This is a genomic window from Pseudomonas sp. 24 E 13 (assembly GCF_900004715.1).
Lineage (GTDB): Bacteria > Pseudomonadota > Gammaproteobacteria > Pseudomonadales > Pseudomonadaceae > Aquipseudomonas > Aquipseudomonas orientalis_A.
Window position 1 is genome coordinate 1 of the sequence record NZ_CVTO01000161.1, and the last position, 21,486, is coordinate 21,486.

At 61.5% G+C, this 21,486-nt stretch carries 13 protein-coding genes; 8 read left to right on the forward strand and 5 right to left on the reverse strand.

The window, feature by feature from the left end; all coding sequences use genetic code 11:
• The 3 genes from BFP90_RS26375 to BFP90_RS26385 all read left to right on the forward strand — a co-directional run.
• On the forward strand, positions 1–4,141 hold a 4,141-nt coding region (locus BFP90_RS26375), incomplete at its 5' end, for a non-ribosomal peptide synthetase (protein ID WP_141688997.1).
• Between the two features lie 151 nt (positions 4,142–4,292).
• Positions 4,293–6,998, forward strand: coding sequence for a hypothetical protein (locus tag BFP90_RS26380; RefSeq protein ID WP_065898410.1), 2,706 nt, complete (start codon positions 4,293–4,295; stop codon positions 6,996–6,998).
• 350 nt (positions 6,999–7,348) lie between these two features.
• The gene (locus tag BFP90_RS26385) at positions 7,349–9,949 is read left to right on the forward strand and encodes a hypothetical protein (RefSeq protein ID WP_065898413.1); all 2,601 of its coding nucleotides are present in this window, start codon (positions 7,349–7,351) and stop codon (positions 9,947–9,949) included.
• Positions 9,950–10,012: 63 nt separating this feature from the next.
• Here the strand turns inward: BFP90_RS26385 and dsbG are convergent, their stop codons facing one another.
• From dsbG to dsbD, 3 genes are read right to left on the reverse strand one after another with little or no spacing between them, the layout of a single operon-like run.
• Positions 10,013–10,774, reverse strand: a complete 762-nt coding sequence (dsbG, locus tag BFP90_RS26390; protein WP_065892419.1) for a thiol:disulfide interchange protein DsbG — start codon at positions 10,772–10,774, stop codon at positions 10,013–10,015.
• Positions 10,750–11,595 (reverse strand): TlpA disulfide reductase family protein, encoded by an 846-nt coding sequence (locus tag BFP90_RS26395; protein WP_065898414.1) that lies wholly within the window; start codon positions 11,593–11,595, stop codon positions 10,750–10,752. Before BFP90_RS26395 ends, dsbG begins: the two co-directional genes overlap by 25 nt.
• Positions 11,595–13,322, reverse strand: coding sequence for a protein-disulfide reductase DsbD (gene dsbD / locus BFP90_RS26400; RefSeq protein WP_065898415.1), 1,728 nt, complete (start codon positions 13,320–13,322; stop codon positions 11,595–11,597). Before dsbD ends, BFP90_RS26395 begins: the two co-directional genes overlap by 1 nt.
• A gap of 175 nt (positions 13,323–13,497) precedes the next feature.
• Here dsbD and BFP90_RS26405 point away from each other — a divergent pair, with 175 nt between their 5' ends.
• The 5 genes from BFP90_RS26405 (at position 13,498) to BFP90_RS26425 (ending at position 18,718) form a co-directional block, all read left to right on the forward strand.
• A complete protein-coding gene (locus BFP90_RS26405; RefSeq protein ID WP_065888373.1) occupies positions 13,498–14,178 on the forward strand; it encodes a response regulator in 681 nt (226 codons plus the stop codon).
• The gene (locus BFP90_RS26410) at positions 14,175–15,497 is read left to right on the forward strand and encodes an ATP-binding protein (protein ID WP_065898416.1); all 1,323 of its coding nucleotides are present in this window, start codon (positions 14,175–14,177) and stop codon (positions 15,495–15,497) included. The genes BFP90_RS26405 and BFP90_RS26410 overlap by 4 nt, the downstream gene beginning before the upstream one ends.
• 123 nt (positions 15,498–15,620) lie before the next feature.
• Entirely contained in the window at positions 15,621–16,388 is a 768-nt protein-coding gene (locus BFP90_RS26415; protein WP_065892423.1) for an N-acetylmuramoyl-L-alanine amidase, read from the forward strand.
• Positions 16,389–17,013: 625 nt separating this feature from the next.
• The gene (locus BFP90_RS26420) at positions 17,014–18,414 is read left to right on the forward strand and encodes an aspartate aminotransferase family protein (protein ID WP_065898417.1); all 1,401 of its coding nucleotides are present in this window, start codon (positions 17,014–17,016) and stop codon (positions 18,412–18,414) included.
• Positions 18,415–18,496: 82 nt separating this feature from the next.
• Entirely contained in the window at positions 18,497–18,718 is a 222-nt protein-coding gene (locus BFP90_RS26425; RefSeq protein WP_057721389.1) for an MbtH family protein, read from the forward strand.
• A 107-nt stretch (positions 18,719–18,825) separates the two neighbouring features.
• Here the strand turns inward: BFP90_RS26425 and BFP90_RS26430 are convergent, their stop codons facing one another.
• Both BFP90_RS26430 and BFP90_RS28905 read right to left on the reverse strand, forming a co-directional pair.
• Positions 18,826–20,997, reverse strand: a complete 2,172-nt coding sequence (locus BFP90_RS26430; protein WP_065893996.1) for a mechanosensitive ion channel family protein — start codon at positions 20,995–20,997, stop codon at positions 18,826–18,828.
• A 66-nt stretch (positions 20,998–21,063) separates the two neighbouring features.
• Positions 21,064–21,240, reverse strand: a complete 177-nt coding sequence (locus BFP90_RS28905; RefSeq protein ID WP_163001699.1) for a hypothetical protein — start codon at positions 21,238–21,240, stop codon at positions 21,064–21,066.
• Positions 21,241–21,486: the final 246 nt, after the last annotated feature.

A 21,486-nucleotide genomic window follows, 5' to 3' on the forward strand; every position in this document is an offset into this window, starting at 1 on the left:
CGTCAGCCTGCCGGCCAAGACCAGCGCGTTGCGCGACTGGGCCGCACGTTTGCAGGCCTATGCCCATAGCGAATCCCTGCGCGAAGAGCTGAGCCTGTGGCAAGCGCAGTTGGCGGGCCCGGCGCTGGCCTTGCCGGTGGATCGCCCACACGGCGCACTGCGCCAGCGTGACGCCGAGACCGTCAGCGTGCGCCTGGACGTCGAGCGCACCCGGCAGTTGCTGCAACAGGCGCCGAGCGCCTACCGCACCCAGGTCAACGACCTGCTGCTGACCGCCCTGGCTCGCGTGCTGTGCCGCTGGAGCGGTCACGACGCGGCGTTGATTCAACTGGAAGGCCACGGCCGCGAAAGCCTGTTCGATGACATCGACCTGACCCGCAGCGTCGGCTGGTTCACCAGCGCCTATCCATTGCGCCTGACCCCGCAGGCGGAGCCGGGTGACTCCATCAAGGCAATCAAGGAGCAACTGCGCGGCGTGCCGCACAAAGGCCTGGGCTACGGCGTGCTGCGCTACCTGGCGGACGACCAGTGCCAACGCAGCCTGGCCGCGCTGCCGAGCGCCGAGATTACCTTCAACTACCTCGGCCAGTTCGACCAGAGCTTCGGCGCCGACGCGCTGTTTCATCCGCTGGAGGAATCCGCCGGCCTTGCACACGACCCCGATGCACCGCTGCCCAATGCGCTGAGTGTCGACAGCCAGGTGTATGGCGGTGAACTGGTGCTGCGCTGGACCTTCAGCCGCGAGCGCTACGATCAGCAAACCATTGGCAAACTGGCCGAGGCCTATCTGACCGAACTGCAGGACCTGATCGCCCATTGCCTCCAGGACGAATCCGGTGGCCTCACGCCGTCCGACTTCCCGCTGGCACGGTTGACCCAGGCGCAACTGGACAGCTTGCCGGTAGCGGCCGGCGCCATCGAAGATGTCTACCCGCTGACCCCGATGCAAGAGGGCCTGCTGCTGCACACCCTGCTGGAACCGGGCACCGGCCTGTATTACATGCAGGACCGCTACCGCATCAACAGTGACCTCGACCCCGAGCGTTTCGCCCAGGCCTGGCAGGCGGTGATCGCCCGCCACGAAGCCTTGCGTGCCTCGTTCTGCTGGAACGTCGGCGAAGACATGCTGCAAGTGATCCACAAGCCCGGCAGCACGCCGATTGACTACCTGGACTGGAGCGCCGACCCCGAGCGTGAGCACGAGCCGCGTCTGCAAGCGCTGCTCAAGGCCGAGCGCGAGGCCGGTTTCGATCTGCTCAACCAGGCGCCGTTCCACCTGCGCCTGATCCACGTGGGCGAGGCGCGCTACTGGTTCATGATGAGCAACCACCACATCCTTATCGATGCCTGGTGCCGTTCGCTGCTGATGAACGACTTCTTCGAGCTCTACCAGGCGCTTGGCGAAGGGCGCGACGCGCAACTGGCCACGCCGCCGCGCTACCGCGACTACATCGCCTGGCTGCAACGCCAGGACCTGGACGCAGCGCGCCAGTGGTGGCAGCGCAACCTGCAAGGTTTCGAGCGCACCACGCCGATCCCGAGCGACCGACCATTCCTGCGCGAACATGCCGGCCACAGCGGCGGCATGGTGGTTGGCGACTGCTACACCCGGCTGGATGCCCGTGACGGCGCGCAACTGCGCGAGTTGGCCCAGGCGCATCAACTCACCGTCAACACCTTCGCCCAGGCGGCCTGGGCCTTGGTGCTGCGGCGCGTGAGCGGTGATCGCGACGTGCTGTTCGGCGTCACCGTGGCCGGGCGTCCGGTGGACATGCCCGAGATGCAACGCACCGTGGGCCTGTTTATCAACAGTATCGCGCTGCGGGTGAAGCTGCCTGCCGATGACCAGCGGTGCAGCGTGCGCCAGTGGTTGAGCGGTTTGCTCGACAGCAATATGCAACTGCGCGAGTACGAATACCTGCCGCTGGTGACTATCCAGGAACACAGCGAACTGCCCAAGGGCCAGCCGCTGTTCGACAGCCTGTTCGTGTTCGAAAACGCCCCGGTGGAAACCTCGGTGCTCAGCCATGCGCAAAGCCTGAATGCCACCTCCGATTCCGGGCGTACCCACACCAACTTCCCACTGACCGCCGTGTGCTACCCGGGCGATGACCTGGGCTTGCACCTGTCCTACGACCAGCGCTATTTCGATGAAACCACCGTGCAAGGCATGCTCGCCGAGTTCAAGCGCCTGTTGCTGGCGCTGGTGCAGGGTTTCCATGGCGACATGGCCGACCTGCCGCTGATCGGCGAGCAGGAGCGCGCGTTCCTGGTGGATGGCTGCAACCAGAGCGAACACGACTACCCGCTGGCGCGCAGCTATGTCGAGTTGTTCGAGGAGCGGGTGGCGCAGCATCCGCAGCGTATCGCCGCCAGTTGCCTGGACCGGCAATGGAGCTATGAGGAGTTGAACCGGCGCAGTAACGGCCTGGGGCATGCGCTGATTGCCGCCGGTGTCGGCCCGGACCAACCGGTGGCGTTGCTGGCCGAGCGTAACCTGGAGTTGCTCGGCATGATCATCGGCAGCTTCAAGGCCGGTGCCGGCTACCTGCCGCTGGACCCCGGCCTGCCGGGCCCGCGCCTGAGCCGCATCATCGACCTGAGCCGCACGCCCTTGCTGGTGTGCACCGAAGCGTGCCGGGAACAGGCCATCGAACTGCTCGACGGCGTCGACTGCCAGTTGCTGGTGTGGGAGGAAATCCCCGCCCGTGGCGAGAACCCGGGCGTCTATAGCACCCCGGATAACCTCGCCTACGTGATCTACACCTCCGGTTCCACCGGCCTGCCCAAGGGCGTGATGGTCGAACAGCGCGGCATGCTCAACAACCAGTTGAGCAAGGTGCCCTACCTGCAACTGAGCGACGCTGATGTGATCGCGCAGACCGCTTCGCAAAGCTTCGATATTTCCGTGTGGCAGTTCCTCGCTGCGCCGCTGTTTGGCGCGCGGGTGGATATTGTGCCGAACGCCCTGGCCCATGATCCGCAGGGGTTGTTGGAGCATGTTCAGGCACACGGCATCACCGTGCTGGAAAGCGTGCCGTCGCTGATCCAGGGCATGCTCGCCCAGGACCACATTCGTCTCGACGGCCTGCGCTGGATGCTGCCGACCGGTGAAGCGATGCCGCCGGAGCTGGCGCACCAATGGCTGCTGCGCTACCCGCAGATCGGCCTGGTCAACGCCTACGGCCCGGCGGAATGCTCGGACGACGTGGCGTTCTACCGCGTCGACCTGGCCTCGACCCGTGGCACTTATCTGCCGATTGGCACGCCCACCGACAACAACCGTCTGTACCTGTTGGACGGCACGCTGGAGCTGGTGCCCCAAGGCGCCGTCGGTGAAGTGTGCGTGGCCGGCATCGGCGTCGGTCGCGGTTACGTCAGCGACCCGCTGCGCACCGCACCGGTGTTTGTACCGAACCCGTTCGGCGCACCGGGCGAACGCCTGTACCGCACCGGCGACCTGGCGCGCCGGCGCAGTGACGGCGTGTTGGAGTACGTCGGGCGGGTCGACCACCAGGTGAAGATTCGCGGCTACCGCATCGAACTGGGTGAAATCGAAGCACGCCTGCACGAACAACCCGAGGTGCGTGATGCGGCGGTCGGTGTCCAGGAGGGCGTCAACGGCAAGCACCTGGTGGGCTACCTGGTGCCGGTTGATGAAACCCTCAGCCCAGGCGAACGCCTGGACCGTATCAAGCAACGCCTGCGCGCCGAATTGCCGGAATACATGGTGCCGCTGCACTGGCTGTGGCTTGAGCGCCTGCCGCTCAACGCCAACGGCAAACTCGACCGCAAGGCCCTGCCGGCCCTGGACATCGGCCAGTTGCACAGCCAGAACTACCTGGCGCCGCGCAATGAACTGGAAACCACCCTGGCCGCGATCTGGGCCGAAGTGCTCAAGGTCGAACGGGTAGGGGTGCAGGACAACTTCTTCGAACTGGGGGGGCATTCGTTGCTGGCGACACAGATCGCTTCACGGGTGCAGAAGACCCTGCAGCGCGATGTGCCGCTGCGGGCGATGTTCGAATGCAGCACGGTGGCGGAGCTGGCCGAGTATATCGAGGGCCTGGCGGGCAATGAGATCAGTGCCGAGAAGGTGGATCGGTTAAGTGATTTGATGGCGCAATTGGAGGGGTTGTGAGACGGCCACTGGTCTGGAATATCGAGTTTTTTCAGCGGAACTGTCAATTCTGACAGTAGGCAGGATTCCTGATCCACGTGTTAGATAACCGCAGTTTCCGGCCCATCCGGCCGGGCCCGACGGTGATCTAACGCTGGACAGGAGTCTTATCGTGGCGAGCACAATACCTACTGGAAAAACCAGGTCCGTTCGAGCGGCGAAGTCGCTGCCAGCCGTTGAAGCGGAACTGCCCTATGCGATTATCGAGCACGCAGCGAACAACAGCTTGCTGTATCCCATCGATGCAATCGATGGCACGACGGCCACGCTGACGCTGCCGGCGAATGCCACTAACGTCATGTTCCACATGGCGGTCAAGGATCAGGACCAGCCAAGCTTCGAGCCGATCTCTGTGGAAAACGGCGTCAATATCGTCGACATTCCGGCACGCTGGATCAGCTACTGCATCGGGCACACGGTATTGATCAAGTACACGGCCAATGCCGGGGGGCGGGCGCTGGAATCCCTGACGCTGGAGTTGGAAATCCAACAGATCAGGGAGGAGCATCTTGTCGTCTCAAGGCCGGTGTTTACCCATGCCAAGGAGGAGTGGAGTACCTGGTACCTGCGCATGCAAGAGTTTACGGGCGATGAAATTGTCGCGATCAAGGCCTGGCCGATGATTCAACCCAGGCAGCGGTTGTTTGTCGTGGTTGCGGGTAACCAGCACGTCGCGCCCTATCGCTTCGCCTGGGTGGCCAAGGATCATGTGGTGCAGGAGCACGAAGCCCATCCGGACCACGTTTTTCGCTTTACGCTTTCGCGAGGCTGGCTGTCCAGGCTGGACGACTATTCGGCGATCACCGCTCACCTGGGCGTGATTTGGGACACCACCGCCCCGGTATACCCTGAACCTGGCGATCCGCTTCTGGAGAATCCGCTCCCGGTGAACGCCGAGGATTTCCACCTGCGCACGACCTCACTGCTGCAGGTCGACCCTGCGCTGGATCTGAAACCGCCGCACTTGCGCGAGTCTGCGCAATACAACGGTGAGTGGTGCCTCAACCCTGAAAACACCCAGCAGGGAGGGGAGGTCGTCATCCAGGGGCTGGACACTTACAAAAGTGACGAGGTCAGGTTTTATGTAAGCGGGCCCGGTTATGCGAAAAAACCGTTGGGTGATTTCACGGTTGAACAGGACGGTGAGATGCCTCTCGTCAAACTGCCGGCCTGTGTGGTGGCGTGTTTCTTCAACAAGCAGATGACCTTGAGCTATGACCTGGCCGTCAGTGGCACGGTACAGCCTTCCCCAGTAAGGCTGATCAATGTTTTAACCCCCGAATTTGAGCGCCCGCTGATTGAAGAGGCGAACCCGGATCGGTTGTTGTGCCTTGATAACTTTTCAGGGGATGCAAACGTGATAGCGCCTTTGGGCGCATACGGTCAGTGCGCGAGCCATTGCTGGATGTGGATCGATGCTGAACATGCAGACGGCAGCGCTTACCGCCTGGATATTCTGGACGGTGAGGTTGTCACGGACGCCTGGAAAAGCGACGGCGTCAGGGCTGATATCCCAAGGGTTGGACTGGAGAGGATCGGCGATTGCTCCAAGTTTGAACTGCACGTCAAGGCCAGCTTTTGCGAGGCGAGCGAACTGGAGGACGCCCTCGAGTTCCCACCCGCGACATTCACCATTTACCAGCAGCCCCTGACGCCACGGGCACCCACCGTCAGGGAGGCACAGGGTGGTGTTCTGGTGGCGTGGAACGGTCGCGAAGGGGTGCATGTCGAGGCGGTTTACGATGGCTATCAACCCAGCCACCAGCACACTGCCCAATGGTGCCTGGACGGCGAAGACAGCTGCTGGCCACTGCCCTTGCAGGAAAGTCCGTCCCGCCCGGTCACTTTCCTGGCGTCGCGCGAGCAGGTGATCAACAGCTTCCGCAAGACGGCATTGATTTCTTATACCGTGATCAATGCCTGCAAGCAGATGGTGTCCGAGACACTGCAGTTGCAGGTTGGTGAGCCCATCATGGAGCGGCGTCCTCGCCCGGTGGTGAAGCAGGCTACTGGCGATATTTTGGATTTGGCGACTGTTTCCGGAGATTATGTAGACGTGGTCGTCAAGGATCCCGATTCCGAGAGCGAACTGGCATGGTGGTGGATCATCAAGGGGCAAATCGTGACGATTACGTGCGAGGGGACTGCAGAACAGGGTTCTCCCTACACGAGTGTCATCATGGATGAAAAACCCGTTGAAACCGATGACCTGAACATGCTGTTGCGGCGGATGTCTCGTGCAGAATTGTTGAAGTTTAAAGATGGTACCGACATTACATTCAGGGTTTGGTGCACGGTAGGTCAAAATCTGCTTGAACCCGTCAAGCTTGAGTTTAATAGACTGACATTAAAACTTCGGCATGAGTTAGAAACCGATTTTGACGACTTTGAAACTTATCCCATCATTGAGCACACACGCAACCCTATCGTTACCAAGTTAGCGACACTTGAAATGGGGCAGCCGATGCAATCCAACATCGGGCTTCATCAGGTGAGGGGGGTCGGAGAAGAAGTGCCAGGTATGGTTGAAGGTAAGTCCTATGCTCTTTTCTGCTACGGCGGGACGCCGCCACAGCTGGCGGTTTTGCGCTTAAAAAGAGAATGTGCACGTGTCAGGTTTGGATTTTCAAGTACGAGCGTCAGTAGCGTCACATTCACGTACTTCAACAAAGAAGGGCAATTGCTAGGGGAGGCCGTTGAATTTCCGGGAACATGGATAGATTTTCAGGCGGATCCAGGCACAACGATTTCGTATGTCACGATATTGTGTACGGCGCATAGCAGCATTGATTCGCTGAAAGTTTGGTATCGGCGATAAATGATTTTAAACGACGATGGACTGACCCGTTGTCGCGGTACTGCCCCTAACTTACGGTGAAGGAAAACACTTGATCGGGCGCGTTTGACGAGTATCAAAAACGAGGCCTCCAGTAATGGGGGCCTCTTTCGTCAGGCATCAGCTGTTTTATTTCGGCCGCAAAATGTTCACCCACTTACCCGGCGACGGCTGTTGCCGCAATCCACTGGTCGAATAATGTCTTTATGGAGATTGGAACTGTGAATTCTGACAGTAGGAACGCCGGCTTTTTTACGGTGTGATAGGGCGATGCTGATCAGGCCAACCTCTGGGCTTCGGCATTTCCAGTCTATTGAAAAGGAACTTTCACTATGCCCAAGTCATTGCCGAATGCCCTTGACCTGCCCAAGCCAGAGCTGCGTGAGGCTGACGAAAATGGCAGTGTCGATTCACTCAAACTGCTGAACGGAGGCAACGTCAGCGTCCGCTACGACGACATGCAAACCACTGACCTCATCACTCTGAACTGGCCGTTGGCAGGCAGCCCCTATCCGCCGATAGAACCCCAAAATGGCGACGAGGCAGGTTGTATCAACTTTTATATCCCTCCCGAATACATAGCATTGTGGTTGGACACTTACGCATTGTTTACGTACACCGTCACTAGAAACGGTGAGAGTCAAACATCTTTGCAGGGTGGGGTACGGATCAGCCTGCCCTCGAACTTGCCTCAGGCGCAAATTCTCGAAGCGTTCGATGGCAAACTGGATCTTTCCTTGTTGTGCTGTAACGATCCGATTCTTTACATTCCACCCTGGGCATTTGCCGGCAAAATCCAAACGATCAACTGCTATATAAGCGGCTTCTATCCCGATGACACCCAGGCCAAACTTTATCCATTCAAGGATGCAGAGGTTACCGACGAAGACTTGCGCCTGGGGTGGCGTCGAGCAATACCTCGGGCGTTGCTCCAGCAACTTAAACATAACAGCGGACTGTATCTTTTGGCGTCCGTGCGCTACAGCGAGGCTGTTCCCTATAGATCGTTCGGCTCGCTTTCATTGACGCTGCTCACTGACCCTAACTTGAAACTGTCACCCCCTGAGCTGAAGGAAGCCGTACACACCGAGTTCGACGGCTGGCTGGTCAACCCGATAAACACAGTGAACGGTGCGCATATCGTGGTGGCTTATGAGGGCATGTGCAGCGGCGATACGGTGTGCCCGACACTTACCGGCACCCCTGGACAGGGCACAGTCGAACTGGAATGCCGCCAACCGGTTGAAGGTGAAACCAGCCTGGTGTTTGCGGTACCGCCTTCAGTGATCCGCGCCAATTTTGAGCAAGCCATTACGTTGACCTACAACGTCACGCGCTGCGATGGCAGCCATTGGTCCTCACCCGAGCGCCACGTGAAGGTGCTGGGCATCACGGGCTTGCCAAAACCGGGCATTGAGCAGGCCACAGGCGACCGGGTGGACCTCAATACGTTCGGTGATGACGCAACGGCGGTGGCGCCTATCTGGCATTACGCCATGGAGCAGGACTGCTGCTGGGTCTGGGTAACCGGCACGCGTGAGGACGGTAGTTCCTATCTGTTTTATGTATTGGAAGGCAAGCCGCTTACCGCCGCCTGGCTACGCGACGGAGTTGATACACCGATAGCCAGGACCAAGCTGCAAAAATTGGCCGATTGCAGTGAGTTCAACCTGCATTTTGCGGCGAATTTTAATGGGCGGTGCGACCTGGACACGGCCGTCGAGTTTCCTGTTGTGACTTTCAGCATTGAGCAGGAGGCGTTGATACTGCCCCCTCCGAGGGTGTGTGAAGCAGTCGGTGATCAACTTACCCTCTGGAATGGCCGCGACGGTGTGACGGTTCGCGTGGAATATGAACGGATCAGTCCCAATCAGATGATCGACGTGCAGTGGCTCAAGACGGATGGCACGAGCCTGCCGTTGACCTCAAAACCGGGCAACAGCGATCCTGGTTATGTCGATTTTGCGATTCCGCGCGAAGCGGTGATTCACGGTGCGGGTAAAACAATCCTGATCAATTACACAGTGACCAGCGCTTGCAAGATGGCGCCGTCGAAGACGCTGGCATTGAAGGTCAGTGTGCCGACGAGATTGCCCACCCCAATGGTGCCTGAGGCGACGCCACCGGCTACCCAGGGCGCAATCCTGGATCTACGGACGTTCTCCGGCGATGCGCAAATCATCGTCAATGACGAAAACTTCGATAAGGTCTGGTGGTTCTCCCTGGAAGGACAGAAAGGCTGGTTGGAATGTACCGGCACTAAAGAGGACGGATCTTCACACACCGTGCGCGTGATGACGGGTCAGCTGATTACACTCTCCGATATGAACAACGGCCTCAAGCGTGTACTTGCGCGCTCCGATCTGGAGGCGTTTCGCAACAAGACACCATTGGCCATCGTCTTCAAGGTGACCACCGATGGCAGCCCGGATGTGAGTGAGGCGATCGAGTTTCCGCTATTGGAATTGACACTGCGCAAGCGGTTCAGAGACGTGACTGACTTTGACCCTAATAAAAAAGACTGGAACGGCTGGCAAAAAGGCGCGGGTGCCACCGACCCAAGGGACTTGGTGTTAAAAGAGGCAGGCGGTCAATATTATTTGTTTGATTGGGGTTATACCAACACTCAAGACCTGACTACTCAGAGAGAGAAGTTGTTCAAGGTGTTCAGTGACCTGGAGATTGGCCGCACCTACGAGTTCAGTGCCGACGTTCGGGATAACAGTGGTGGGCGTCCATTGCCGAGGATTGCCTTGGTAGCTTCGGGACAAGAAATTGTCGCTCCGACGCTATTGGATACGCGGGTCTGGAGAACGCTCAAAAGTGTGTTCACTGCGTCATCTTCTACAGTAAGGCTCAGTGTCGATAACGTGCAATTGGGGTTGGGAGGCAATGATTTTGATGTGACGTTGCTGGTGGTAGAGGAAGTTTAATCGAGGCCATGACAAGAATGCCTGTGTTAACACAGGCATTCTTGTTAACGAACCTGGGGCTAATTACTTCGGCCCCAGAATCTTCACCAACTTCTCCGGCGACGGCGCCCCCTGCTGTTGCTGCAACCCACCCTTGTCATCCAGATAGAAAATCGCCGGCGTCGCCGACAACTCCAATTCCTCCATCAACTTCATATTCCCATCGAGCCTGGCTTCGATATCCGCCGGGATCTTGCTCAGCGCTTGCAGCTTGCTGGCCTTGCCGGCGCCTTCGTGTTCTTCCAGGGCTTTCTGCGGGTCTTTGGCGGCGAACAGTGCGGCGGATTTGCCTGGGCTGTCTTCGCGGATAATCCCCACCATGATGTGGCGCAGCTGCACCTTGCCGGCCTTCACCCATGGCCGTGCCTGTTCCCAGAACATGTTGCAGTACGGGCAGTTGGGATCGCTGAACAGGTAGACGATGCGTGGCGCGTTCTTGTCGCCGTCCTGGATCCAGCTGCTGTTTTCCAGCTTGGCCCAGGCTTCCTTGGACATCGGGGCGTACACCAGTTTTTCCAGGGGTGCGCTGCTCAGGTCGTTGCCCTGAGCATCGTACAGGTTGCCGGCGATCACGCTGTTGCCGTCGGCGGTCAGGTACAGCGCCATGCCGCGGTTCTGGTATTGCGCGGCATAGCCGGTCAGGCCGCTGGGGGCGTCGAACTGGCCGAGGATTTTGGCGCCCTTGGCTTCGATTTGCTTGATCGGGGCCGGCCAGTCTTCGGCCTGGGCCAGGGTGGCGGCAAGCGTCAGCGGCAGCAGGGTCAGCAGGTGGCGGAGGCGAGGCATGTGGGTTTCCTTTGTGGGACGGTGTCGAAGGGTTCCATGGCGCGGGCCAGGCTGGCCTGGGACAGCTCGCCGAGGTGGCTGTTGATCAGGCGTCCGTCGGCCGAGTAGAACAAGGTGGTAGGCAGCGCCATGGAGCCGACGGCCTGGCCGAGGCGGCCGCCGGCGTCGAACAGCATGTTGTCCAGGTTCAGGTCCTGGGTGGCCAGGTAGGTGCTGACACTCTGCATGCTCTCGGCCTGGTTGACGAACAGGAAGGTGACATCCGGGCGTTGATGTTGCGCGCGCTCCAGCACCGGCATTTCCCGACGGCACGGTGGGCACCAGGTGGCCCAGAGGTTGATCACCAGCGGGCCGCCTTTGTAGTCGGCCAGTTGCACCACATTGCCGTTGGCATCGCGCAAGGTGATGTCCGGCAGTTGCGAGCCCTTGTCGTAGAGGCTCAGGGACAGGCTGGCCATGCCCCAGAACACCAGGCCGCTGATCACCCCGGCACCGAGTGGTCTGCGCAGGGCAGGGCGCCGCCAGCCGTAGGCCAGCGCACCGAGCACCAGCGCGATCACGCCGGCCCAGGCGAGGAAACCGCCGTCGCGCAGGTCGACCATCTGCAGCCAGTCGTTACGGTAATCGCTCCAGTACATCAGTACAAAGCTGACACGGGCGGCCAGCATGCCCAGCAGGAACAGGCTGAACAACACCGATTCAGGGTTTTCCCCGCCACGCTTGGCCACGCGCCAGCCCACCAGGGTGGCGAGAATCAGCGCGCTGATCAGCAGAATGTGATTCAGGGCGATGGCGAAGGTGCCGATGGTGAGGGTCAGCATCAGCGCGCGTCTCGGGTTTGCGTCCAGCGTTGCAGGAAGGCGGCGGCATCCACTTCGCCGGTGATGCGTTGGGCGCGGCGTTCTTCACCGTCCGGACCGATCCACACGAAACTCGGTGGCCCCGGCACTTTGTAGCGACCCAGCAGTGCGCGGCTGGCGGCATTGTCGGCGGTGACGTCCAGGCGCAGCAGGCGTACATCCTTCAGGGCGGCCATCACGTCCGGCTTGCCGAACACCTGTTTTTCCATGATCTTGCACGACACACACCAATCGGCGTAGTAGTCCACCAGCACCCATTGGCCCTCGGCCTTGGCGCTGTCGAGCTGGCTTTGCAGGGCGGCCGGGTCGTGGATGGTGGTGAACGCGTCGTGAGCGTCAGCGGTGGCAGCCACCCGCGAGCCGCTGTAGACCTTCAGCGGTTGCCACAGCTCATCGCTGCCACCCGCCGCGCCCACCACCAGTACCGCGCCCCACAGGCCCAGCACCAGGGAGGCTGCGCCGAACACCTTGGCGGCCAGCCCGTATTCACGGGCCAGCGTCCAACCGCAATAGGCCATGACCAGCGCCAGTGCGCCCCACAGGCCGATCCACAGGCTTTCGCCGACCACCGGGCGAATCATCAGCACGGCGGTGCCGAGGAACAGGAAACCGAAAACGCCCTTGAGCACGTTCATCCAGGTGCCCGGCTTGGGCAGGAAGCGGTTGCCCACGGTGACCAGCAACAACAACGGGATACCAATGCCGATGCCCATGGCGAACAGGATCAGCCCGCCGTGCAGTGCATTGCCGCTCTGGGCGATATACAGCAGGGCGCCGGCCAGGGGCGCGGTCATGCACGGGCCCACCAGCAGGCCGGACAATGCACCGAGAATGCCCGCACCGACCAGGCTGCCGCCGCTCTGCTGGCGGCTGACCGTGTCGAGGCGGTCGCGCAGAAACGCAGGCAGTTGCAATTCAAAGAAGCCGAACATCGGCAGGGCAAGGATCACGAACAGCGCGGCGAAACTGCCGAGGATCCACGGGGTTTGCAGCAGCGCGGCCAGATTGCCGCCCAGCAACGCGGCCATCACACCCAGCGCGGCATACACCAGGGCCATGCACACCACGTAGCTGCTGGCCAGGGCAAAGCCGCGACGCGGGCTGGCACCGCTGCCCACCACCAGGCCGGCAAGGATCGGCAGCATCGGCAACGAACACGGGGCAAATGCCAGCAACAGGCCCAGGCCGAAAAAGATCAGCAGGCTCCAGCCCAGGCTGCGCTGTTGCAGGCCGCTGGCCAGGCTTTCGTCCTGGGCCTGCGCGGTGGCGGCGACGGCCGGGTTGCCGCCCAGGTCCACGGTGATCGATTGCGGCGGATAGCACAGGCCGGCGTCGGCGCAGCCTTGCCAGCCCAGCTTGACCTGCCCGGTGGCGCCGGCCGGGAGCTTCACTTCCAGGCCCTGGCGATACACTTGCTGTTCGCCGAAGAACTCATCGCTGTGGGCTTCGCCCTGGGGCAGCACGGGCTTTTGCGCCAGGCCGTCGAATTTCATGCGCTGCTGGTACAGGTAGTAACCGTCGGCAATCTGCCAATACAGCTGGGTCTCGCCGCTTTCAAGACGCTCGGAGGTAAAGGTGAAGGCCTTGCCCACCGGGAGGAAATCGGGTTTGGACTCGAACGGGTTACCCGGTGCGGCCTGGGCGAACCCCGCCAGCAACACCAGCAGAAAAGTAAATAGATACCGCATGGTCCAGCCTTAATTCGATGCAAGTGAGGCACACAATGTGTGGCGTTGATTAACCGATGATTAACCGGCGCTATTCTAGAGTGTAGGAGTTATCGGGTGTTATGAAGTTAGCGGCATAATGCACGCTTAATCCGTGCGTTTTCTAATCACCCGCATCTTTCATGAAGGGTTCAGCATGCACGTACTGGTCTGCGAAGACGACGAACTGATCGCCAGCGGCATTGTGGCCGGCCTCACCGCCCAGGGCTTCACGGTTGAACGCGTGGCCACGGCGGCGGCGGCCAGGGCGATGCTCAGGGCGGCCACCTTCGACATCATGGTGCTCGACCTCGGCCTGCCCGACGAAGACGGCCTGAAACTGCTGCAGCAACAGCGCAGCCAGGGCCTGGAGATCCCGGTGTTGATCCTCACCGCCCGTGACTCGGTGACCAACCGCGTCGACGGCTTGCAGGCGGGTGCCGATGACTACCTGCTCAAGCCCTTCGACCTGCGCGAACTCGCCGCCCGCCTGCAAACCCTGTTGCGCCGCGTGGCGGGGCGCCGGGTCAACCTGATCGAACATGGCCGCCTGGCGTATGACCCCAGCAGCCGCGAGACCTTCCTGGGTGGCCAGCCGGTGGACCTGTCGCGCCGTGAACAAGCGCTGTTGCAGGCCTTGCTGCACAACAAGGGCCGCGTGTTGTCCAGCGAGCAGCTCAAGGACAGCGTCTACGGGTTCAACGACGAATTGGAAAGCAACGCACTGAACGTGCACATCCACCACCTGCGGCGCAAATTGGGCAATGGCATCGTCGAGACCGTACGCGGCCTTGGCTATCGCCTGGGTCCGGCCGATGCGGGAGAGGATGCTTCGTGAAGAGCCTGCGCCTGCGCCTGACGTTCAAGCTCGGCGCCGCTTTTGTCGTGATCTGGGCCCTGGCGGCGGCCTGGATGCTCAACGACCTGCGCAATCAGATGATGTTTTCCCTCGACCAGCGACTGGTCGCCTCGGCGCGCATGGTGGCCGGGCTGACCGAACAGATGCCGGGCCTGGCCAGCGTCGGTTCCGGCACTCATTTGCGTAGCGAACAACTGAGCGTACCGGGGGGCATGGCCTGCCAGGTCAGTTCCCTGCACGGCGAAGTCCTGGCGCGCAGCCATACCACGCCGGATGAGGGGCTGGAGTCGCGCAAGAGCGGTTTTCGCGACCAGATGATCGATGGCGTGGGCTGGCGCAGTTTCACCCTGTCCCAGGGTGACCTGCTGATCACCACGGCCGACCGTCAGGTGGAGCGTGAGGCGCTGAACCTGTCGATCCTGCTGGCGGCCTCGGTGCCGGTCGGCGTGGCCTTACTGGGCTGTCTGTGCCTGCTGTGGCTGGGCATCGGCCAGAGTCTGGTGCCGCTCAACCGCATGCGTGACGCCTTGATGCGCCGCAGCGCCGACTCCCTTGAACCGTTGCAGATCCACCCGCTGCCCAGCGAACTCAAGCCATTGCTCGACACCCAGAACCAGCTGTTGCAACGCATCGCCAAGACCATCGAGCGCGAGCGCCGGCTCACCGGTGACGCCGCCCATGAGCTGCGCAGCCCCTTGACGGCGATCAAGACGCACCTGCAAGTGGCGCGCATGACCGAGGGCGCGGCGCGTGACCAGTCCCTGGCCCACGCCGAGGAAGGTGCCGACCGCCTGCACCGCACCCTGGAGCAACTGTTGTTGCTGGCACGGGTCGAGGGCAGCCTGTCGTTTGACGATGGGTTGCAGTCCAGCGCCGAGGAAGTCGCCCGCCTGGCGATCCAGGATGCCCACGCCGGGGACAATTCGCGCATCGACCTGATCCTGGCGGACAGCCTCGCCGACAGGCCGGTGGAGATGCCCGTGGGGTTGGCCGTGGCAGCCCTGCGCAACCTGCTGGACAACGCCTTGCGCCACACCCCGGCCGACACCCGGGTGCAATTGAACGTGTCTTGCAGCGCTGACAAGGTGGTGTTCCGCGTGCGCGACCATGGCCCGCAGATTTCCAGCGACGACCTGCAATACCTCACCCAGCGCTTCTGGCGCACTGGCAGCAGCGACGGCTGTGGCCTGGGCCTGGCGATCGTCCAGGCGATCGTCCAGCGCTGCGCGTGCTCGCTGACATTCGACAGCCAGGCCGATGGCCTGCGCGTTGACCTGGGCATGCCGTTGCGACGCTGATCGCTTTTCTGCAAGTGCCAAATAATTACCGCTCGCCTGACCTGCAAATCGTCAGGATGGCGGTAATTTTTTTGCGCTTGAAAGGGCCGAATGATTCGGCCCGTATTGAAAAGGACGGATCTTATGTTGGTCATCGATACCAGTTTCCCTGCCCGGGATTTCAACGAACGTAACGGCGAGCCCGTGGCGCAGGTGATCCTGCACTATACGGCTGCGCCCTTTGAATCATCCTTGCGCACCCTGACGCAGAATGGGGTCAGCGCTCACTACCTGCTGCCCGATCCCGATGAACCGGCCTATCGCGCCGCCGGCTATGACGAACTGCGCGTGTTTCGCCTGGTGGGCGAGGACAAGCGTGCCTGGCATGCCGGGGCGAGCCATTGGGGCGGGCGGGATAACCTCAACAGTCGCGCGATCGGCATCGAAATCGTCAACCTGGCGCGTGACGACAAAGGCGTGTTCACGTTTCCCGCGTATCGCGAGGAACAGGTGCAGGTGTTGATTGCGTTGATGCGCGACATCCTCGAGCGCTACCCGCACATCGGCCCGGTCGATATTCTCGGGCATTCGGATGTGGCGTACTGGCGCAAGAGCGACCCGGGCCCCCGGCTACCCTGGCGCTGCCTGCATGAGGCCGGGGTAGGCGCCTGGTTTGACGAAGCCACCCGGGCGATGTACCAACGGCGGTTTTACATGGGGTTGCCGCCGGAAGTGGAAGTCGAGCGGGCGTTTCAGCGCTATGGCTACAAACCGGCCTGGAATCGCCAGGCCTTTGAACAGCGCACCCGGGCGTTTCAGATGCACTTTCGGGCGCGCGATTATGCCGGGCGCCTGGATGCGGAGACCTGCGCGATCCTGTATGCGCTCAACGAAAAGTACCGGGGACTCTGAAGCCAAACACCATTCAAATGTGGGAGGGGCGTGAGTATCTACACAACTTTTAGGTACCACGCGGGCCCCTGTGGGAGGGGGCTTGCCCCCGATGGCGGCCTCGGGGCTGGCCGGGATGTTGGATCAGATTGAGTACATATCCGTTTCTGCGGTAACGGCCACTTAGGGTTCCGCCCTGACGGCGGCTCACTTTTGAAAAGCGCAAAAGTAAGCAAAACGCTCTTGCCCCACCACTCGGCACCTCGCCTAGGCTCGGTGTGCCCGAACGCAGGCTTGAATCCGTGGGCCGCCGCCACGCGCCATCCATGGCGCGGGGCGGCTAACCCGGCGTCCTGCCGGGTTACCCACGGATTCAAGCCTGCGTTCGGCCAGCGTGGTTTAACGGGGCGCCTAGGATCAAAAGCAGATCAAGAGCGGCTCGCTTCGCATCGTGGTTACGGTTGGGCGCTACAGGGTTGTGTAGATACCTATGGCTATCGGGGGCAAGCCCCCTCCCACATTTGGATCTTCATTCATCAGTTAGACACCACCGGCCCCTAAATCCTCTTCTCGCTGATGCGTCTTCAGAACATGAAGTCCGTGCGTATTCCCCACTCCCACGGATCACCACCTGAGGGATCGAGAGATGTCAGTCGCCACCAGCCCCATTGAAGCCGCGTCTGTGCACGCCAGCGAGACGCTCTATCAGTTCGACGAAACCCCGCTGCTGGCCCGTCAGCGCCAGCAGGAGTCCAACGCCCGCAGCTACCCGCGGCGCATCCCATTGGCGCTCAAGCGTGCCAAGGGTATCTACGTGGAAGACGTGGAGGGCCGCAGTTTCATTGATTGCCTGGCCGGCGCCGGCACGTTGGCGCTTGGGCATAACCACCCGGTGGTGATCCAGGCCATTCAACAGGTATTGAGCGACGAGTTGCCATTGCACACCCTGGACCTGACCACACCGGTCAAGGACCAGTTCGTGCAGGACCTGTTCGGCCTGTTGCCGCCGGAGCTGGCGCGGCAGGCGAAGATCCAGTTCTGCGGCCCGACCGGCACCGATGCGGTGGAAGCGGCCTTGAAGCTGGTACGCACCGCCACCGGGCGCAGTACGGTGTTGTCGTTCCAGGGCGGTTATCACGGCATGAGCCAGGGCGCGTTGAGCCTGATGGGCAGCCTCGGGCCGAAGAAACCCCTGGGCGCGTTGCTCGGCAATGGTGTGCAATTTCTGCCATACCCTTACGACTACCGCTGCCCGTTCGGCCTGGGGGGCGCGGAAGGGGTGCGGGTCAATCTGCATTATCTGGAAAACCTGCTCAACGATCCCGAAGCCGGTGTGTTGCCGCCGGCGGCGGTGATTGTCGAAGTGGTGCAGGGCGAGGGCGGCGTGGTGCCGGCGGATCTCGACTGGCTGCGCGGCTTGCGGCGCATTACCGAGCAGGCAGGGGTGGCGCTGATTGTCGATGAGATCCAGAGTGGCTTTGGCCGCACCGGCAAAATGTTTGCCTTCGAGCATGCGGGGATCATCCCGGACGTGGTGGTGATGTCCAAAGCCATTGGTGGCAGCTTGCCGTTGGCGGTGGTGGTCTACCGCGACTGGCTCGACACCTGGCTGCCGGGCGCGCATGCCGGAACCTTCCGTGGCAACCAGATGGCAATGGCGGCGGGTTCTGCGGTGATGCGCTACCTCAAGGAGCACGACCTGGCCGCGCATGCGGCGGCGATGGGCGAGCGCCTCGGCGAACACCTGCGCATCCTGCAACGCGACTTTGTGCACCTGGGCGATATTCGCGGGCGTGGGCTGATGCTCGGCGTGGAACTGGTGGACCCCAATGGCACATGCGACATCCAGGGCCATCCACCGGTGCACCGCCAGCTTGCGCCTGTGCTGCAACGTGAATGCCTCAAGCGCGGCCTGATCCTCGAGCTGGGCGGGCGGCATGGCAGCGTGGTGCGCTTCCTGCCGCCGCTGGTGATCACCGCCGCCGAGATCGACCGCGTCGCCGAGATCTTCGGGCGTGCCCTGGCGGCGGCGGTCGCCAGCGTCTAATTTTCCTGGCCCTTGATACGTTTCTACAGCTATCAGTGCTGCGCATGGTGCGCAGCCGGCCTTTGAGCGACGGAGAACCGCAATGACCTCAGTATTTGACCGCGACGACATCCTGTTTCAGGTAGTGGTCAACCACGAAGAGCAATATTCGATCTGGCCCGACTACAAGGCCGTGCCGGAGGGCTGGCGCACCGTGGGCAAGAGCGGCATGAAGAAAGAATGCCTGGCCTATATCGAAGAGAACTGGACCGATATGCGTCCGCTGAGCCTGCGTCAGAAGATGGATGGCGCTGCACTCGCCTGAACATCGCCGATCAAAAATGTGGGAGGGGGCTTGCCCCCGATGGCAGTGGATCAGTTACAGATGCATCAACTGACACACCGCAATCGGGGGCAAGCCCCCTCCAACAATTAATTCGCGTTGACTTCAGGCCTTTCTTTTTCCTGTCCCCCCGTCACCACCTGCACGCTCAAACGCGGTGTCGCCAGGTCAAGCCCGGCTTCATCCAGGTGCCGCTTGAGCGACAGGTTGAACGCCCGCGACACTTCCCATTGCTTGATCGGCGCGGTCTTGAACCGCGCGCGCAGGATCGCGCTGCCTGATTCAAAACTCTCCACACCCTGGATCTCCAGCGGCGACCAGATATTGCGGCGCTGCAGCGGGTCGTTACGCATGGCCTGGCCGACATCGCGCATCAGCTTGATCGCGTCGTCGATCTCCATGTTGTAGGGAATCGCCACGCGGAAGATCGCGTAGCCGAACTCGCGGGAATAGTTCTTGATGCTCTTGATTTCGCTGAACGGAATCGTGTGCACGATGCCGTCGATATCGCGCAGGCGCACGGTACGAATGGTCAGGCCTTCGACAGTGCCCAGGTGGCCGCCGACGTCCACGTAGTCATCAATGGCCAGGGAGTCTTCGATAATGATGAACAGGCCGGTGATCAGGTCCGCCACCAGCGACTGTGCACCAAAACCGATGGCGATACCGATGACACCCGCACCGGCCAGCAGCGGCGTGACGTTCATGCCCATGTTCGCCAGGGCGACGATGGCGGCAATGATAAAAATGGTCACGAACAGCACGTTGCGGATCAGCGGCATCATGGTCTGCGCCCGCGCGTTGGCCAGGCCTTTGCGTGAGCGGGTCAGGGCGTGGTGGATCGCGGTGTCGCTGAGGATCCAGATCAGCCAGGCGAACAGCAAGGTCCCGCCCAGACCGAACAGCTTGACGCTGACTTCATGGCCGTCGCCTTCGGTAAAGCGAATCATCGACAGGCCCCACACCCGCAGCCCCAACTCGATAAACACCAGCCACACCGCCAGGTGCACCAGGGTGTAGACGAAGTTTTTCAGGCGGTCGGAGTACAGCGCATGGCGCTTGTGCCCGCGTTGCGGTTTGAGGGCGTGGCGTCGCACCAGCCCGTTGATCACCATGCACAACACCAGCAGCACCGTGCACAGCAGCGACTGGCGCAGGGCGGTGCTGCTGTCGCCGGCGGAAAGGAAGGTGGCGAACAGCGAAATGCCCACCAGCAACAGCGCCGGCAGGTACCAGAAGGTGCCGATGATCGAGAGGGTGTCGGTGAGGGCGCGACGCGTCAGACGGCGCGACAGCGGCTGGTTGCGGATCAGGTGGGCGATCGGCCGACGGAACCGCAGGATGAAGACGCCGGTGGACAGCGCTGCCATCACATTGGCAACCGTCGCGGCCGTATGCGCCAGGTGCTGGCCGAGCGCCGCGACCAGTCGCGGGTCGCTCAAGGCTTCGCCAAAGGCGGCAAAACTGCCGATCCACCACAGCGGGCGGAAGGCCTGGTGGCGCAGGATATACAGGGCGCGGTGGCGGTGCGGGCCGTCGAGCACCGAGAAGGCAATCACGCAGATCGCCGAGAAACAGGTGCCGACCACCAGCGCGTAAGCCAGCACCATCGCCAGCGACTTGCCCAGGGACGAGGGCAGGGCGTAGCTCAGGTAAACCGTAATCACCAAGGCGATCAACCACGGGCCCAGCTTGCGCAAGGCAAAGCGCAGCATGTCCCAGGTACGCGGGTGTTGCGGCAGTTCTTCGGGCAAGCCGAAGCGCTCGCGCACGCGGTGGCTGAGCCAGATCAGCGCGGCGGCCAACAGGCTCCACACTGCCAGGATCAGCGCAAAGCCAAAGATGATCGGCAGCCATTCGTTGGCGGGCAGCATCAGCGCGCTGAGTTCATCCCGGGCCAGATCGACTTCATTGGCCCAGCGCCCCAGCGGGCTGTCGGCGCCGGAGAACTGCTGTTCAAAGCCCGACAGCGTGCTGCCGATCAGGCCGAGCACACCCAGCTCGGCCGCCGGCTGGGCTTTCTGCGTGGCGGCGCGCAGCTTTTTCAAGTCGCTCAGCAACTGGGTGCGCTGCTGGTCGTTCTCCAGGGTCTTGATAACCTCGTCCAGCGACTGCCCCAGGGGCACATCGGCCTGGGGTTGGGCCTTGTTGGACCCGCCCAGCATCCCGGGCAAGCCCACCGCCTGGGCGGACGTCAGCGGCAGCATTATGAGCAGGGTGATCAGCAGGTAGCGGGGCAGGGCAAACAGACGGGAAAGCACGAGGCGGTCAACCTTGAAAGCGATGAATGGACCGAGTGTACGAGGCCGCTATGCCAGATGCGAGTGTCATTGCGCCAATTTGGCGAGGATCTTGTACACCACGGTGCCCAGGATCAGCAGCATGCCGACCCACATGCCGAACACGCCAAGGGGGTTGTCACGAAAATTGAAGCCCACGGCGAGCATGATCATGCCGATCAGGATGGGGATAAGCATGGCGTGGAAGGAGGACATGGAGATCATGGGGGTGACGGCCTTGTCGGAGTGGAAGTTCTGACAAGTCTAGGTCGGATTGCGGAAAGTGCAGGTGATGCAGATCAGTCCGTCTATACACATTACTCAATGTGGGAGGGGCGGTGCGACGATTCGACTTGCCCCCGATGGCGCCCTTGGGGCTGGCCGGGATGTTGGATCAGACTGAGTACATATCCGTTTCTGCGGTAACGGCTGCTAATGGTTCCGCTTTTACAGCGGCTCACTTTTGAAAAG

Coding starts and splice junctions, on each gene's coding strand:
- BFP90_RS26385 (WP_065898413.1), top strand. CDS start 7,349: ATGCCCAAGTCATTGCCGAATGCCCTTGACCTGCCCAAGCCAGAGCTG.
- dsbG (WP_065892419.1), bottom strand. CDS start 10,774: ATGCCTCGCCTCCGCCACCTGCTGACCCTGCTGCCGCTGACGCTTGCC.
- BFP90_RS26395 (WP_065898414.1), bottom strand. CDS start 11,595: ATGCTGACCCTCACCATCGGCACCTTCGCCATCGCCCTGAATCACATT.
- dsbD (WP_065898415.1), bottom strand. CDS start 13,322: ATGCGGTATCTATTTACTTTTCTGCTGGTGTTGCTGGCGGGGTTCGCC.
- BFP90_RS26405 (WP_065888373.1), top strand. CDS start 13,498: ATGCACGTACTGGTCTGCGAAGACGACGAACTGATCGCCAGCGGCATT.
- BFP90_RS26415 (WP_065892423.1), top strand. CDS start 15,621: ATGTTGGTCATCGATACCAGTTTCCCTGCCCGGGATTTCAACGAACGT.
- BFP90_RS26420 (WP_065898417.1), top strand. CDS start 17,014: ATGTCAGTCGCCACCAGCCCCATTGAAGCCGCGTCTGTGCACGCCAGC.
- BFP90_RS26425 (WP_057721389.1), top strand. CDS start 18,497: ATGACCTCAGTATTTGACCGCGACGACATCCTGTTTCAGGTAGTGGTC.
- BFP90_RS28905 (WP_163001699.1), bottom strand. CDS start 21,240: ATGATCTCCATGTCCTCCTTCCACGCCATGCTTATCCCCATCCTGATC.